Raw genomic sequence first — 15,022 nt, forward strand, 5'->3', positions numbered from 1 at the left:
GTGGTCCTGTCTCGGCCGTTCCGGCCGGTGTCGGTCTGGAGGCTCGGCTCGCGTCCGGCGGGCGGGTCAGCTCTTGACGGCGCCCTGCGTCACACCGCTGATCACCCAGCGCTGCGCGAACAGGTACACGACGATCGTCGGTGCCATCGCCATCAGGTACGAGGCGAAGGCGACGTTGTAGTTCGTGCCGAACTTGCTCTGGAAGATGTTCTGCACGACGGGCAGCGTCTGCAGACCGGGGTCGGCGGTGATGAGCGACGGCATCATGAAGTCGTTCCAGGACGCCAGGAACGCGAAGATCCCCACGGTGGCGTTCATCGGTCCGAGCAACGGCAGGATGATCCGCCAGAACACCTGCCACGTCGAGGCCCCGTCGATCCGCGCGCTCTCCTCGAGTTCGACCGGGATGGACCGCAGGAACGCCGAGTAGAGCAGCACGCTGAAGGACAGTTGGAACATGGCGTGCAGGATCGCGACGCCGATCGGGTTGTCGAGCGAGATCATCGCGGTGAGCTTGATCTGCGGCAGGGCCACGACCGGGAACGGCAGGAACATCGCCGCGAGCAGGTAGACGAACGACCAGCGGAAGAACCGGCGGTGCCAGTTCCGCACGATCGCGTACGAGGCGAACGAGCTGAGCAGCAGGGTGGCCACGACCGTGAGCGCCGCGACGCCGAGCGACACCGAGAACGACACCGGGAAGCGGGTGAGTGCCCATGCCTCGGCGAAGCTCGCGGGGTTGAACGGCGTCGGCAGCGACAGGGCGTTGCCGTCGACGGACTGCGCACTCGTCTTGAACGCCATCGCGACGGTGACGTAGAGCGGGACGAGGACGCTCAGCGACGCGATCGCCAGGATGATCGTCAGCGGCCAGTTGACCCGGTCGAGACGACGGCGGCGCGGGTGGTCGGATGTGGTGCGGGCCGCGGCGGTGGCCGGGGACCGGGTGTCGATGGCGCTCATGCGAGTCGGAGGTTCCTTCCGCGCGTCACTGCGAGCTGCAGGACCGAGATGAGGACGGTGATGATGAAGAAGACGGTCGCGTTGGCCATCTGGTAGGCGTAGTCACCGCCGGTGAAGCCGCCGAAGATCGTCATCGCGACGCTGCTCGTCGCCGATCCGGGACCGCCGTTCGTCAGGCCGACGATGACGTCGTAGGCGCCGAGGTAGCCCTTCACGCCGAGCACGGTGTTGATGACGATGAACCCGCCGAGGAGCGGCAGGGTGATCGCGCGCAGCTGCTTCCACGACCCGGCGCCGTCGAGGGAGCTGGCCTCGTAGACGTCGGCGGGGATCGAGGTGAGCCCGGCGGTGTAGATGAGGAGCGCGCCGGGGATGGTCTGCCAGGCGGAGACGATGACGATGGCGAGCCAGGCCAGGTTCGGGTCGCCGAGGATGCTCTGCTCGAGCGGCGCGAAGCCGACCGAGGTGGCCAGGGCGGGCAGCGTGTTCGAGAAGAGGTAGTTGAACACGTAGGCGACGATGATGCCGGACACCACCATCGGGATGACGAAGACCGACCTGAGCCCGGCGGCGAACCGGACCCGCTTCGCCAGGCCGATCGCGAGGGCGAGTGCGATGACCTGCGTGACGATCACCGTCACCACCGCGAAGCCGAGCGTGAAGCCGTACGAGCCGATGATCGACGGGTCGGAGACGAGCGCCCGGTAGTTCTCGATGCCGAGGAAGTGCCACTGCCCGAAGCCGAGGTAGTCGGTGAAGCTGTAGAAGATGCCGACGCACGCCGGGGCGACGACGAACGCCGTGAACAGCACGAGGGCGGGGACGAGGAACAGGTAGTACATGCCCTCGGTGCGGTGCAGCGAGCCGACGCGGCGCTGGACGCGCGTGGCCTGGGTGGTCGGGCCGGGCCGGGTGGGGTCGGTCTCGCGGGTCAGGGGGGTCTGCATGCTCATGGTCGCTCCTGGGTCCTGTGCACGCCGGTCAGACGGTCGCCGAGCGGCCGGCGAGGCGCCGCCAGTCGGCGTCGAGCCGCTGCAGCATCGAGTCGAAGTCACCGCTGCGGATGGCCGACTGCAGGTAGTTGCCGAGCGGGATGGAGGTGGGGATGAAGGTGCCGGCGCCCTGGTAGAAGGCGCCGTCGTCGACGTACCGCTGGAGGCCCTCGAGGCGCTCGTCGGTCTGCGGGGGAGCGTCCTCGGTGGTCGAGAACGCCAGGTTGTCCCGGTTGTAGGCGTCGATGACCTCGGGCTGCATGAGGAACTCGACGAGCTCCTGCGCCTGCTCGAGGTGCGGCGTGGTCGTCGGGATCCAGAGGCCCAGGTCGATGTTCACGCGGGCCTTCCGGTCCTGCGGGTCGTTCGACACCGGGAGCGCGAAGGTGCCGACCGGCAGGTCCTCGTCGATGAGGGCGATCTGCCCAAGCGCCCATGGTCCCTGCAGGTACATCGCGGCCTCGCCCTGCCCGAAGGCGAGGTTGCCGTCGGCGTAGGAGCGGGTGGCGTGGTCGGGGTTGAAGAACGACGAGATGGTCTTCGCCCGTTCCATCGGCACGGCGAAGTCCTTCTGGAAGGAGACCGCGGAGTCGGGGCCGACGTCCGTGCCCAGCTCCTTCATGCGGCGGAAGAACGTGCCGGTGTCGACCAGGCTGCCGACGGAGTAGTCGAACAGGCCCTGCCAGAGGGTCCACGTGTCGCGGTCGGTGGCGTAGACGGGCGTGATGTCGGCCTGCTGCAGCGCGGTGCAGACGTCGACGAACTCGTCCCAGGTCGTCGGGACCGGCAGGTCCTGTTCGGCGAAGATCCGCTTGTTGTAGATCACCCCGGCCGCGGCGAGGGAGAACGGCAGCACGCTGGTGCGGTCCTCGTACTTCGCGTACTGGTTCGTCAGGCCGTCGATGCTCTTCCGGATGCGGCCGGCGGCGGGGAGGTCGCCGAGGTCGCGGAGCACGCCGCGCTCGATGTACCGCGCGAGTTCGAGGTTGTCGTTGAAGCACCCGACGTCCGCCGGCTCACCGCGCACGAACTGCGGGGCGATCGCGTTCGAGCTGTCGTGGACGACTCGCATGCCGCGGTTCTCGCGTTCGAAGCGACGCAGCAGGTCGTCGAAGTAGGCGATGACCTCCTGCTTCTGCTCGTAGAAGCGCAGGGTCGTGCCACCGGTCGCCGACCGTCCGGCGGAGGGGGCGGAGCACCCGGCGAGTGCCATGGTGCCGAGGGTGAGGCCGCCGACCGCGCCCGCGAGGAACCCACGGCGGCTGAGCGCCGACCGTGCCGTTGTGCTGCTCATGACCATGGTCACTCCCTTTCGCGCTCCATCGCGCCAGCCCAGTTTTACAGCGCTGTAAACGCAAAGTCAACGCCGACGTCGCGTTCTCCTGGGAGGGTCGGGGCCGGGACGAGCCGCGGGGCTCCGGGACGTCTCGCGGGCGTCAGGAGTATCGGCGGGCCGCCCGCAGCGCGGCGTCCGTGTACGACCCGCCGAACAGGAGGACGTGCAGCAGCAGCGGCGCGAGCTGGTGCAGCTCGACGCGCTCCTGCCACCCGGCGGCCAGCCGGGACTCGGCGTCGTAGGCCGCCAGCACCGTCTCGAGCCGCGGCAGCCCGAACAGGGCGAGCAGCGCCAGGTCCGTCTCGGCGTGTCCGCCGTGCGGGTTCGCGTCGATGAGCACGGCGCCGGTCGGCTCGGAGGTGTCCCGCGGCCAGAGCACGTTCCCGGCCCACAGGTCGCCGTGCAGTCGGGCGGGTCCGTCCCCGACCAGCGCCGCCTGCGGGGAGCCGAGCGTGCCGTCCTCCAGGCGGTCGCAGACGCGCTCGAACACCGCGGCCTCGGCGCCGTCGAACCCGCCGGCATCGACGATGCGCTGCACGAAGTCCCGGATCCGGTACTCGGCGAAGAACGCACCCCAGGTCGACGGCGCCTCGGACGCCGGGACGAACGGTGTGCGGGAGCGACCCATCCGCAGCGGTCCGTTCGCGGGGAAGCCCGGCGAGGGCGCTCCCCAGTGCGACGCCCCCGCCGCGTGCGTGTGGGCGAGCGACCGGCCGAAGCGCTCCGCCTGCTGCTTCGTCGGTGCCCCGTCGGAGACGAACTCCAGCTCGAGCACCGTCGGCCGCGGGCGCCGGACCACGCGGGCGACGCGGGTCCCACCGCCGTCCTCGGCCTCGGCGAGCCACTCCAGTCCGGCTGCCTCGGCGGCTGCCTCGTCCGGGGCGGCGAAGGTCTTCACGAACGTCTCCGACATGCCCCCATCCTGCCGACGACGCCTCCGAGTCGCCGTGGGGCGGGCAGCGCGCGTCGCAGGGCAACGCGCGTCGCCGGTCAGGGCGTCGCAGGTCAGAGCGCGTCGACGAGGGCCGTCGCGAGCGGATGCCACGCGCGCGTCGACGGCCCGCTCAGCACGAGCGTCCGCTGGAGGTGGGGGACCGTCGGCACCATGACCAGGTCGTCCGGCAGCATCACCCGGCCGAGGGTCGGCACGATCGAGACCCCCTCGCCGCGCTGGATCATGCCGAACATCGTGCTCATCTCGCGGACCCGGTGGGCGTAGCGGAAGGGCTGCCCGGCGATCTCGTGCATGCGCTGGATCTGGTACTCGCACCCGCCGCCACCCGCCACCAGGCCGTCCTCGTGCAGGTCGTCGAGGGTCAGGGCGTCGGTGCCCGCGAGGGGGTGGTCGCGTCGGACCACGGCGGCCATCTCGTCGGTCGCGACCACGACCCCGCCGTCCGGTACGACCGTCGGGTCGACCAGGACCGCGGCGTCGACCGTGCCCGCCTCGAGCCACTCCGGCATCTCGTCGTCGTCGCCTTCGTACACCTGCACGTCGACGTCCGGCAGCGTCACCGCCCACAGCTCGCGCAGGCGCGGGAGCAGTCCCTGGCACACGGTCGGGACAGCGGCGAGGCGCACGGTGCCGCGCGCCGTCGCGGGCCGGACCACGGCCTCCAGGGCGTCGACGGAGGCGAGCACGCTGCGGGCGTGTGCCAGCAGCCGGTCGCCGAGGGGCGTCGGGACGGCGGCGGTGCCACGCCGGACGACGGGGCCGCCGACCTCGCGCTCGAACCCGGCCACGGCGTGCGACACCGCGGACTGGCCGACGCCGAGCGCGGTGGCCGCGCTCGTGAACGAGCCGGCGTCGACGGTCGCGACGAAGGCGCGCAGCTGGGGGACCGAGACGCCCATGCGTCCTCCTCATGCCGACATGAACCACATGCGTTTGCCGCATGCGCTGGTGGTGCCGAGACTAGGCCACGTGAACGCCCTCCTCTACGTCCTCGTCGCCCTGACCTGGGGCTCGAGCTTCTTCTTCGCGAAGATCGGTCTCGACGGTCTGGCACCCCAGCAGGTCGCCACCGTGCGGACCGTGCTCGGCGCCGTCACGCTCGTCGTGGTGCTGCTCGTCACCCGTCGCCGGTGGCCGCGGGAGCCGCGGGTGTGGGGGCACCTGCTCGTGGTGGCGGTGTTCCTCAACGCGGTGCCGTCGTCGCTCATGGCGTGGGCGGAGCAGACCGTCCCCTCCGGGCTCGCGAGCATCTACAACGCGACGACACCGATCATGACGCTGCTCGCCCTGGCCGTGCTCGTGCCGTCCGAACGGTTGAGCCGCCGGCAGGTCGGCGGGATCGTCCTGGGCATCGTCGGGGTCCTCGTGCTCGTCGGGCCGTGGGACGTCCTCGGCGACCCGGAGGTCCTGGCCAGCGTGCCGGGTCAGGTCGCCCTGCTCGGCATGACCGCCTCCTACGGCATCGGCCTCGCCTGGCTCCGCCGCTTCGGCGTCGGCGGCGGCTCCGACCCGACCACCGTCGCGACCGTGCAGCTCACGCTCGCCGCTGTGCTCATGCTGCTGGTCGCGCCCGTCGTCGCCACCGGTGCGGTGCAGCTGGACTGGAGGATCGTGGGCGCGATGGTCGCGCTCGGTGCGGTGGGCACGGGGCTGGCCTACGCGTGGAACACGCGACTGGTGGGTGCGTGGGGTGCCGGACGGGCCTCCACCGTCACCTACCTGACGCCGGTCGTCGGGGTCGCGCTCGGGGTCCTCGTGCTCGGCGAGCCGCTCCGGTGGAACGAGCCGGTGGGCGGCCTCGTCGTGCTCGCGGGGATCGCGCTGGCGTCCGGGCTGCTCGGCGGGCGGCGGCGACACCCGGCGGCTGCCGCGGCCAGTGGAGCAGGGGTGGCCGCGCGCCGCTGAGCGTCCGGCGAGGAGGTCAGCCGTCGATGCGCTGCGCGGAGCGCCGATCGAGTTCGGCGAGCATCGTCCTCGTCCGCCGGAGGACGCGCGGCGTGCTGAGCAGGAACGCGACCAGGAAACCGACGAACAGCGCGACACCGAACCACCAGTACGGCGAATCGGTCAGGGCGAGCCACAGGGCCAGCGCCGTCGCCGCAACGAAGACGAGTGGGCCGGACCAGCGTTGGCGCTCGTGCTGCGCCCGCTGGTGTTCGAGCGCCTGCCGCCACGCGAGCAGATCGGCATCGGCGGGCACCACACCCGTGCGGCGGGCACGGGCGAAGGACCGGTCCCGGACCGCCGGCCCGGCCGCCTGCACCTGGCGTCCGACCCACAGGCCGAACACGACACCGAACACCGCTCCCGTGACGAGCGCGCCCACGACACGGGCCAGGACCGGAGCACCGGGCATCGTGAACGTGGTCCAGAGGAACCAGAACGCCCCGAACGGCAGCCCGGTGAGGAGCATCAGGACGGGAGTCGACCGGCGCCGGGTGGTCTGCACCACCCCATCCTGCCGGTGCCGGCGGGTTCGGTCCGGGTCAGGAACGGACGGGCAGCGGTCCGGGTCGCCGCGGGGTCCGGCGGTCGCGCCGTCCGAGGACGACGGCGACCACACCGAGGACGAGCCCGACGAGTCCGGCGAGGAGGAACAGCGGCATCAGCAGCGCGAGTCCGATCGGCACCCCGACAGGGCCGAAGCTGCTGTACAGGAGCATCCAGGCGACCCCGGCGAAGCCGACGGCGAGGAGGACGGTGCTGAGGACGTGGAGCCGGTGCGCTCGGGTCATGGTTGGGGTCTCCTCCGTGTGGTGGTGGGGAGGAGTGTGCCACACGTCCTCCCGACCACATGCCGCTCGCAGCATGGCTCCTGGCGACCGCGCGCACGCCCGCTCCGTACGCTGGCACCGTGACCCCTCCCCGCAGGCCCTCGACCCTCCGCCTGCTGTTCGCGTCCTCGCACCCCGGGCCGACCGTGACCGTGACGGTCCTCGCCACCGTGATCGCCACCGCCGTCGGGCACCCGGTCAGTGTCGTCGTGCTCGTGGCGCTCGCCGTGGTCGCCGGACAGCTGTCCATCGGCCTCGCGAACGACTGGATCGACGCCGACCGTGACCGGGCCGTCGGTCGGAGCGACAAGCCGGTGGCGCGCGGGCTCATCGCCGTCGGGACGGTCCGGGCCGCGGCCGTCGTGACCGCCGCGGTCGCCGTCGTGCTCTCGCTGTTCCTCGGGCCGGTCGCCGCGGTCGCACACGTCGTCCTCGTCGCCGCGGGATGGGCCTACGACGCCGGCCTGAAGCGCAGCGTCTGGTCGGTCGCGCCCTTCGTCGTCGCGTTCGGGCTGCTGCCCGTCGTGGCCGTCGCCGCGGGGCCCGACGGGAGGTGGCCGGCGGCGTGGGCGATCGCGACCGGCGCGGTGTTCGGCGTCGCGATCCACTGCACCAACGTGCTGCCCGACCTGGTCGACGACGCGGCGACCGGTGTGCGGGGGTTCCCGCACCGGCTCGGACTGCACGCGTCCGGGATCGTGGCGTTCGGCTCGCTCGTCGTGGCGGCCGTCCTCGTGCTCGTCGGGCAGCTCGGCGGCGACGACCCCGTGCAGGGTGTCGGCGCCGTGCTCGCCGTGCTGGGGGCGCTCGTCGTGGTCGTGCTGGCGGTCGTCGGGGTGCGGCTCGTGCTCACCGGACCGCCGACCCGCACGCTGTTCCGGCTCGTGATCGCGTCGTCGCTCGTGCTGGTGGTCGAGCTCGGCTTCGCGGGCGCGGCCCTCGTCGCCTGACCCGTCCGGCGACGAGCGCGCGGACCGGAGCCGACCGGAGCAGACCGCCGACGACCGGTGACGGCAGGGGTGCTCGGCACGCCCCGGGCCCGGTACCCTCGGACGGTCCCGGCCGTCCGCGCCGGCGAACGCGAACGGGAACGAGGACGACGTGGGCGATGCGGTCCCGGTGCTGCCGGTGGTGGTGCCACTCGGCATCGTGGTGTTCGTGGCGCTGGTGTCGGTCCTGCTCGCCAGGCGCCGCTTCTCGTTCCCGCGTGCAGCCGTGGCCGCCGCCGTCGCGGTGTACGCGGCCGGTGTCGTGGCGAACACGGTGTTCCCGGTCTTCCTCCACCGGGTCGGCGGTGCGGACTCGGGCACACTGCCGCTCGTCCTCGTGCCGTTCGTGGACTACGAGGTCGGCGACGCGGTGACGAACGTGCTGGTCTTCCTGCCGATCGGCGTGCTCGTGCCGCTCCTGCTCGCCCGTCCGACGTGGTGGCGCGTGCTGGCGACCGCCGCCGGGATCAGCCTCGTCATCGAGCTCACCCAGCTCGTCACCGCCCGCGTCGCCGGGGGCGGACACGTCGCGGACGTGGACGACTGGCTGTGGAACGTCGTCGGCGCAGGCGTGGGGTTCGCGCTGTACACGCTGCTGGTGCGGCTGCCCGGCACCGACGCCCTGGTCGAGCGGTTCCGCTGGACGCCACGAGCGGCGGTTCCGCGCGCGCGGTGACCAGCCCGACGACGGCGTCTGCCCGAGACGCCTCGGGATGCCCGAGACGCCGCCACCTTCAGCGGAGTCTCGACTGCATAGCGGCGTCTCGACGGGATGGCGGCGTCCCGACCAGACGGGCCCGTACCACCGGCCCAGCACGCCCAGCAGACCCAGCGCCCCTAGGCCCAGGCCATCGCGTAGAGCCGGGCGAGCACCCCCGACGTCGGGAGGGACAGGACGGACCGGAGCAGCGCCTCCCGGCCGACGCCGACCACGCCGGGGACCGCGCGTCCGAGGGCCATGTTCGCCTCGGCCTGCCGCCCGGCCCGTCGGGCCGCCGCCTGTCGTCGGCGTGCGTACGCGGGCCACGGCCCGGCCGCGTCGCTGCGCACCGCCTCGGCGAGCAGCGGTGCGAGGTCGGCGGCGTCCAGCCAGCCGAGGTTCATGCCCTGCCCGCCGATCGGGCTGATCTCGTGGGCGGCGTCGCCGACCAGGACGACGCGGCCCACGCCGACGCGGTCGGCGGTGCGGCGGCGCACACCGAACGCGCTGAGCATCGAGCACGTGGCCGGGTCCGGTGCGACGCCGGTGCGGTCGCGGACGACGGACGCCAGCCGGGAGGCCCGGTGCGCGTCCGGCCCGTCGGCTGCGGACACCGAGCCGGCCGGGTCCGCCAGGGGGTCGCCGTCGGGCAGCAGCGCGACGTACCGTCGCCGACCGTGGGGGAGCGGGAAGGACTCCAGGACGCCCGACGAGCCCACGTCGACGAGGGCGGCCGAGCGGTCGTCGTCGGCCTCCGGGTCGGCGAAGTCGCCCATCACGTAGCGGTCCGGGTAGTCCCGCCCGGTCGTGCCGACGCCGAGCAGGTCGCGGACGACGCTGCGGGCGCCGTCCGCGCCGACGACGAAGGACGCGCGGACGGTGACGGGGCTGCCGTCCCGGTCCGTGCCGGTCGCGACGACGTGGTCGGGGTGGCGGTCCAGGTCGACGAGGGCGGTGCCGGTGCGCAGCGCATCCGGTGCGGTGGCCTGCAGTCGGGCACGGAGCAGGTGCTCGGTGCGGTGCTGGTCGAGCGTCGCGACGTAGGGGTGCGTGTCCGAGGCGCCGGCGAACGACAGCGTGCCGAGGACCCGCCCGCGGCTCCGGGCGACCCCGGTCCGCACGAGGACGGCCTCGTCGAGCACCGCCTGCGTGAGGCCGACCGCGGCGAAGGCGTCGAGCGACGGCGGGTGGATGCCGATCGCGCGGGAGCCGACCGGGTCGCTGGTGCGGCGTTCCCACACCCGCACGGCGGTTCCCCGCGCGGCCAGGAGCGCGCCGAGGAACAGGCCGACCGGTCCACCGCCGACGACGAGGACGTCCGTGCGGTCCGTGGTCACGCACCGAGCCTACGCAGGGGGACGGGCGCGCCGGCGCAGCCAGGGCCGCGGCCCCCGAGGAGTGCGTCGACGGTCGTGCCGGTGCGGTGTGACGACCACGCCGTGGGTGCCGTGCTCATCGTCGTCGCCACATCGCCGCCGCGGCCGCGCCCGCCGTGCGGCGCGTGACGGTCGGCACGACGGAGGCCTGAGCCGACCCGTCGACTGTCCGGGAACCGCACGACCTGCTGCGTCTGCCCGCGCTCCCATGCGGTCCCGAGTTCCGTCACCAGCGACGGAACGCCGGCAGCCGCCGGCGCGAGCACCAGCGCCAGGAGACAGTGATGAGCACACCCGACGACGACACCCGGCCGCTGCGCGACCAGGACGGGCACGACCACCCGCGCCGGGACCACCCGGACGCCGACGGCACCGGCCCGACCCGCGCGGTCCCCGCCGAGCGCGGCGCCACGCAGCGCGAGAGCGTCCTCGAGCGCGAGAAGGAGGAGTTCTCCGGCTTCAAGTGGGGCTCCGCGTTCTTCGGCTGGCTCACCGCCACCGGCACCGCGGTCATCCTCACGGCGATTCTCAGCGCGATCGGCGCGGGCGTCGGCCTCGGCCAGAACGGCGGCGACGTCGACGACGCCGCGAAGGACGTCACGCAGAACGGTGACGTCATCGGCATCGTCGGCGCGATCGCCCTCGCCGTGATCCTCTTCGTCGCGTACTACGCAGGCGGCTACGTCGCCGGTCGCATGGCCCGGTTCTCCGGCGCCAAGCAGGGCGTCGCGGTCTGGATCTGGGCCGTCGTCATCGCGATCGTCGTGGCGATCGTCACCGCGATCGCCGGCGCACAGTTCAACGTGCTCGGGAACCTGAACAGCTTCCCGCGCATCCCCGTGGACGAGGGCACCCTCACCGTGACGGGCATCATCACGCTCGTCGTCGTCGCCCTGATCAGCCTGGTCGGCGCCGTCCTCGGTGGCCTGGCCGGCATGCGCTACCACCGCAAGGTCGACCGCGTCGGTCTCGGCCGCTGACCCCGAGCCGACCGCGTCGGTCCGGCTCGCCGAGCCCGGGCCGACCCCACAGACTGCACCACCTCACCGAAACCGCCGCACGACGAAGGGAACGACCATGATCGACTCGAACAACATCAACAGCGTCTTCGACGCGAAGGTCATCGACCCGGACGGCCAGAAGGTCGGCACCGTCAAGCAGGTGTACGTCGACCACAACGACGGCCACCCCCTGTTCGCCAGCGTCTCGACGGGCCTCTTCGGCACCTCCGAGTCGTTCGTCCCGCTCGAGGGCGCGGACCTCACCGGCGACGAGCTCCGTGTCGCCTACGACAAGGACCGCATCAAGGACGCACCGCGCATCGATGCCGACGGCGACCTCAGCGACGACGAGCAGGACCGCATCTTCGACCACTACGGCATCGGCGGCGGCAGCAGCACGGGCACGACCTCGACCCACACCGACGACACCGTCGGCGTCGACCCGGACCTCACCCCGACCGACCCGGCCTCGGCGCACACGGCGACCGGCAGCACGACGTCGGCCACCGACAGCCGCACCGACGGTGCCGCCGGCTACGACACCAGCGCCGACGCGACGGGAGTCGTGGGCGGCGACGTCACCGACACGACGCGCAGCGCCGGTCACGACACCTCGGGTGCGAACACCGACGACGCGATGACCCGCTCGGAGGAGCACCTCAACGTCGGGACGCAGAACGTCCAGACGGGCCGCGCCCGCCTCCGCAAGCACGTGGTCACCGAGCAGCAGAACGTCACCGTGCCGGTGCAGCACGAGGAGCTCCGCGTCGAGACCGAGCCGATCACCGACGGCAACGTCGGCGCAGCGACCGACGGCCCGGCCCTGTCCGAGGAGGAGCACGAGGTGACCCTCTCCGAGGAGCGCGTCGTCGTCGACAAGGAGACCGTCCCGGTCGAGCGCGTCCGCCTCGGTACCGAGACCGTCACCGAGCAGCAGCAGGTCTCGGAAGAGGTCGCGCACGAGGAGATCGAGCTCGACGAGGACGGCACGAACCGCCGCTGAGTCCAGCGACACTCCACACGGGAGGCCCGGTGCCGGACGGCACCGGGCCTCCCGTCCGTCGTGGCGACGACCACGGCCAGCGCGCCAGCGGGCGGGCGGGCCGGCTGGCCGGCCCGGCTGGCGGGCCGGTAGGCAGGCGGGCCACCGGGCCACCGGGCCAGCGGGCCAGAGGATCCGCGGGTCAGCCGGTCGCTGCGCTGCGGGCCGCGCGGTCCTCGGCGACCAGGCGGTGGGCCTCACGTGCCCGGTTGCGGAGCTTCTCGACCGGCACCTCGACCGCGTACGCCGCCCCGATGGACACGACGACGGCCACCGCGAACAGCCACACGTTGCCGAGCCACCCGATGGCGAAGGTCCCGAGCAGCGCGATGACGAGCGGGTGCCAGAGGTACGCAGAGTACGACACCCGGCGGCCGAACCAGGCGACCGGGGCCCACGAGAGGGCGGCCGACACCGGGGTGCGGACCGACACGAGCCCGCCGATGAGCACCGCCGTGAAGAGCCCCGTCGCCGGCATGAGCAGACCGAACGTCCAGGCGTGCTCGGTCCAGTCGTCGGTGATCCAGAACTGCACGCCCACGACGACCGCCGCGCCGACCCAGGTGCCGACGTGCCCGGCGATGCCCGCGGCGAACGACCGCACGCGCTCGTCGTCGAGCAGGAGCGCGAGCAGGCACCCGGTGGCGAGCGGCACGACGCCGAGCACGGGGGAGAAGTACACGTCCGGGGTCGACCCGCCGGACGGGGTGCGGTAGCTCAGCCACGACGCTGCCGACGCGGCCACGACGACCACGGACAGGCCGGCCACGAGCGCACGGCGGCGACGGCCGAGGGACAGCAGGAGCAGGAGCACGGGCGGCCACACGAGGTAGAACTGCTCCTCCATCGAGAGGCTCCACGTGTGCGCGAAGACGCCCTGCGTGGTGTCCCAGAACGACCGGTAGAGGTTGCCCGTGTAGGTGAGGGCGATGAACGCGGCCTCACCCGCCGAGAACGACGCGCCCTTGTAGTCGCCGACCCAGTTCCAGAGCAGGAGCCCGGCCACGACGAGCGCGACGAGTGCCGGGTACAGCCGCAGCAGCCGCTTCCACCAGAAGGACCCGAGACGGATCGTGCCCGTCTTGTCCCGCTCGCGCAGCAGCAGCGTCGAGATCAGGTAGCCGGACAGCACGAAGAACACCGTGACGCCGATCCAGCCGCCCTCGAACTGCGGGACGTGCAGGTGGTACAGGATCACCGCGACGATCGCGACCGTGCGCAGCCCGTCCAGTGCGAGGGCACGACCGGCGCGCGGGGTCCGGGCCGGTCCGTGACCCGTCGCGGCGGCGACGCCGGCGGGCGCGGGTGCGGTCCCCGTCGTGGTCGCGGTGGTCACCGGGGCTGCTGTCCGGGTCATCACGCCAGTCTGCTCCCGGCGGCCAAGAAGCGCCTCAGTGCTGCCGGATCGCTCTCTCAGGTCCGGGCCGGGCCGCGCGGAGCGGACGACCGCAGCGACGACGGACGGGAGGCACGTGGGGACGTCCCCACGTGCCTCCCGTCCGTTGGGCGGCGGCTACTCCGCCTTCTGCAGCTGCCAGGGCTCCGGCTCGCGGTCGCCGTTCGGGCGCACCGGGCGGACGTCGCCGACGATCGGGATCGAGCGCTTCCGCATGAACCAGACGTACCGGACGAAGAAGTGGGTGAGCGTCGACATGCGGTTGCCGTTGCCGAGCAGGCTCGTGATGTGGACGAAGACCCACGCGGCCCAGGCGACCGGGCCGACCATCGTGATGCCGCCGCGCAGCTGGGCGACCGCGGCGTTCGTGCCGATCGTGGCCATGGTGCCCTTGTCGAAGTACTTGAAGCGCTCGGTCGACTTGCCCGCGATGAGTCGCTTGATCTGCTCGGCGGCGTGCTTCCCGCCCTGCAGTGCCGGCTGGGCGAGCTGCGCGAGGGCGTCGTCCTGGGCGGCGATGTCACCGGCCGAGAAGACCCGGTCCACACCCTTGACGCTCAGGTCGTCGTTCACCTGGATGCGCCCGCCGTGGGTCTGCGGGAGGCCCCAGTTGCCGACCTCCTTGTGCGCGGCGACACCCGTCGCCCAGATGACCTGGGACGCGGGGATGACCTCGCCGCTTGCCAGCCGGACGCCGTCGGGCATGACCTCCTCGACACCGGCGTTCAGGCGCAGCACGACGCCGCGCTTCCGCAGGATCTTCGCCGCGTACCGGCGCAGGCGCGGGGCGAACGGCTTGAGGAGCTCGCCGCTGCGGTGCACGAGGGTGATCGAGATGTTGCCGCGCTCGATCTCCGGGTAGGCCCCGACGAGCGCCTGGTCGCGGAGCTCGGCGAGCGCACCGGCCATCTCGACGCCGGTCGCGCCGCCACCGACGATCACCACGCGGATCTCGTCCGGGCCCTGCTTGGCGGCTGCCTGCTCGAGACGGGTGAACAGCTCGTCGCGGATCCGGAGCGCCTGCGAGCGGGAGTACATGGAGTACGCGTACTCGTAGGCGCCCGGCGTCCCGAAGTAGCTCGTGTTCACGCCGTTGGCCAGGACGAGGTAGTCGTAGTGCAGGTGCTCGCCGTCCGACATCTCGGCGATGCGCTCGTCGTGCCGGATGCCGGTGAGGAGCCCGTGCCGGAAGTCCGCGTTCGACTGCCGCGCGCGGAGGCTGCGGAGGAAGTACGTCACGTCGCCGGCGTTCAGGCCGCCCGTCGCCACCTGGTACATGAGCGGCTGGAACATGTTGTAGACGTGCCGGTCGACCAGCGTCACCCGCACCGGAGCGTCCTTGAGCTCGCGCATCGCGGCGATCCCGGCGAATCCACCGCCGACGATGACGACGTGCGGGCGGGTGTCCTGCGGCATGGTGAGCTCCGGGGTCGTGCGGTCAAGGCCACCCAGAAGGCTACGCCGATCGCGCGGCCTCGCCGTCCACCCCGGCGGGCAG

The 15,022-nt window shown here is 72.5% G+C and carries 15 protein-coding genes; 5 read left to right on the plus strand and 10 right to left on the minus strand.

From position 1 onward, the window contains the following. Positions 1 to 66: 66 nt before the first annotated feature. From KM842_RS00685 to KM842_RS00705, 5 genes are all read right to left on the minus strand, one after another. On the minus strand, positions 67 to 963 hold the full coding sequence (locus KM842_RS00685; protein ID WP_216260008.1) for a carbohydrate ABC transporter permease: 897 nt from the start codon (positions 961 to 963) through the stop codon (positions 67 to 69). Beyond that, positions 960 to 1,916 carry a carbohydrate ABC transporter permease gene (locus KM842_RS00690; RefSeq protein ID WP_216260010.1) on the minus strand — a complete coding sequence of 319 codons (957 nt, stop codon included), beginning with the start codon at positions 1,914 to 1,916 and terminating at the stop codon, positions 960 to 962. The genes KM842_RS00685 and KM842_RS00690 overlap by 4 nt, the downstream gene beginning before the upstream one ends. A 28-nt stretch (positions 1,917 to 1,944) precedes the next feature. Further along, on the minus strand, positions 1,945 to 3,249 hold the full coding sequence (locus KM842_RS00695) for an ABC transporter substrate-binding protein (protein ID WP_253206178.1): 1,305 nt from the start codon (positions 3,247 to 3,249) through the stop codon (positions 1,945 to 1,947). Positions 3,250 to 3,391: 142 nt separating this feature from the next. Further along, entirely contained in the window at positions 3,392 to 4,204 is an 813-nt protein-coding gene (locus KM842_RS00700) for a fructosamine kinase family protein (protein ID WP_216260012.1), read from the minus strand. A 92-nt stretch (positions 4,205 to 4,296) separates the two neighbouring features. Next, positions 4,297 to 5,145 carry a LysR family transcriptional regulator gene (locus KM842_RS00705; RefSeq protein ID WP_216260014.1) on the minus strand — a complete coding sequence of 283 codons (849 nt, stop codon included), beginning with the start codon at positions 5,143 to 5,145 and terminating at the stop codon, positions 4,297 to 4,299. 70 nt (positions 5,146 to 5,215) lie between these two features. Here KM842_RS00705 and KM842_RS00710 point away from each other — a divergent pair, with 70 nt between their 5' ends. Continuing rightward, complete coding sequence (locus KM842_RS00710; protein ID WP_216260015.1) at positions 5,216 to 6,151, plus strand: DMT family transporter; 936 nt, start codon at positions 5,216 to 5,218, stop codon at positions 6,149 to 6,151. 16 nt (positions 6,152 to 6,167) lie between these two features. Here KM842_RS00710 and KM842_RS00715 read toward each other — a convergent pair whose 3' ends face one another. After that, the gene (locus KM842_RS00715; protein ID WP_216260017.1) at positions 6,168 to 6,695 is read right to left on the minus strand and encodes a hypothetical protein; all 528 of its coding nucleotides are present in this window, start codon (positions 6,693 to 6,695) and stop codon (positions 6,168 to 6,170) included. Positions 6,696 to 6,732: 37 nt separating this feature from the next. Continuing rightward, a complete protein-coding gene (locus tag KM842_RS00720) occupies positions 6,733 to 6,981 on the minus strand; it encodes a hypothetical protein (RefSeq protein WP_216260019.1) in 249 nt (82 codons plus the stop codon). Positions 6,982 to 7,100: 119 nt separating this feature from the next. Here KM842_RS00720 and KM842_RS00725 point away from each other — a divergent pair, with 119 nt between their 5' ends. Both KM842_RS00725 and KM842_RS00730 read left to right on the plus strand, forming a co-directional pair. Continuing rightward, positions 7,101 to 7,970, plus strand: a complete 870-nt coding sequence (locus tag KM842_RS00725) for a UbiA family prenyltransferase (protein ID WP_253206179.1) — start codon at positions 7,101 to 7,103, stop codon at positions 7,968 to 7,970. 151 nt (positions 7,971 to 8,121) lie between these two features. Continuing rightward, entirely contained in the window at positions 8,122 to 8,685 is a 564-nt protein-coding gene (locus tag KM842_RS00730; protein ID WP_216260022.1) for a VanZ family protein, read from the plus strand. A 161-nt stretch (positions 8,686 to 8,846) separates the two neighbouring features. Here KM842_RS00730 and KM842_RS00735 read toward each other — a convergent pair whose 3' ends face one another. Beyond that, complete coding sequence (locus KM842_RS00735) at positions 8,847 to 10,046, minus strand: FAD-dependent oxidoreductase (protein ID WP_216260024.1); 1,200 nt, start codon at positions 10,044 to 10,046, stop codon at positions 8,847 to 8,849. Between the two features lie 323 nt (positions 10,047 to 10,369). Here KM842_RS00735 and KM842_RS00740 point away from each other — a divergent pair, with 323 nt between their 5' ends. Then, positions 10,370 to 11,065: a hypothetical protein gene (locus tag KM842_RS00740; protein WP_216260026.1), complete on the plus strand. Its 696-nt coding sequence runs from the start codon at positions 10,370 to 10,372 to the stop codon at positions 11,063 to 11,065. A 97-nt stretch (positions 11,066 to 11,162) separates the two neighbouring features. Next, entirely contained in the window at positions 11,163 to 12,089 is a 927-nt protein-coding gene (locus tag KM842_RS00745) for a DUF2382 domain-containing protein (RefSeq protein ID WP_216260028.1), read from the plus strand. Positions 12,090 to 12,270: 181 nt separating this feature from the next. Here KM842_RS00745 and KM842_RS00750 read toward each other — a convergent pair whose 3' ends face one another. Together KM842_RS00750 and KM842_RS00755 are read right to left on the minus strand one after the other, a co-directional pair. Then, a complete protein-coding gene (locus KM842_RS00750; protein WP_216260030.1) occupies positions 12,271 to 13,485 on the minus strand; it encodes an acyltransferase family protein in 1,215 nt (404 codons plus the stop codon). A 156-nt stretch (positions 13,486 to 13,641) separates the two neighbouring features. Continuing rightward, entirely contained in the window at positions 13,642 to 14,940 is a 1,299-nt protein-coding gene (locus tag KM842_RS00755) for an NAD(P)/FAD-dependent oxidoreductase (RefSeq protein ID WP_216260032.1), read from the minus strand. Positions 14,941 to 15,022: the final 82 nt, after the last annotated feature.

The organism is Curtobacterium sp. L6-1 (assembly GCF_018885305.1).
Lineage (GTDB): Bacteria > Actinomycetota > Actinomycetes > Actinomycetales > Microbacteriaceae > Curtobacterium > Curtobacterium aetherium.

Excerpts from the sequence above, each read along its gene's own strand:
- KM842_RS00685 (WP_216260008.1), bottom strand. The coding sequence starts at position 963 with ATGAGCGCCATCGACACCCGGTCCCCGGCCACCGCCGCGGCCCGCACC.
- KM842_RS00690 (WP_216260010.1), bottom strand. The coding sequence starts at position 1,916 with ATGAGCATGCAGACCCCCCTGACCCGCGAGACCGACCCCACCCGGCCC.
- KM842_RS00695 (WP_253206178.1), bottom strand. The coding sequence starts at position 3,249 with ATGAGCAGCACAACGGCACGGTCGGCGCTCAGCCGCCGTGGGTTCCTC.
- KM842_RS00700 (WP_216260012.1), bottom strand. The coding sequence starts at position 4,204 with ATGTCGGAGACGTTCGTGAAGACCTTCGCCGCCCCGGACGAGGCAGCC.
- KM842_RS00705 (WP_216260014.1), bottom strand. The coding sequence starts at position 5,145 with ATGGGCGTCTCGGTCCCCCAGCTGCGCGCCTTCGTCGCGACCGTCGAC.
- KM842_RS00720 (WP_216260019.1), bottom strand. The coding sequence starts at position 6,981 with ATGACCCGAGCGCACCGGCTCCACGTCCTCAGCACCGTCCTCCTCGCC.
- KM842_RS00740 (WP_216260026.1), top strand. The coding sequence starts at position 10,370 with ATGAGCACACCCGACGACGACACCCGGCCGCTGCGCGACCAGGACGGG.
- KM842_RS00745 (WP_216260028.1), top strand. The coding sequence starts at position 11,163 with ATGATCGACTCGAACAACATCAACAGCGTCTTCGACGCGAAGGTCATC.
- KM842_RS00750 (WP_216260030.1), bottom strand. The coding sequence starts at position 13,485 with ATGACCCGGACAGCAGCCCCGGTGACCACCGCGACCACGACGGGGACC.
- KM842_RS00755 (WP_216260032.1), bottom strand. The coding sequence starts at position 14,940 with ATGCCGCAGGACACCCGCCCGCACGTCGTCATCGTCGGCGGTGGATTC.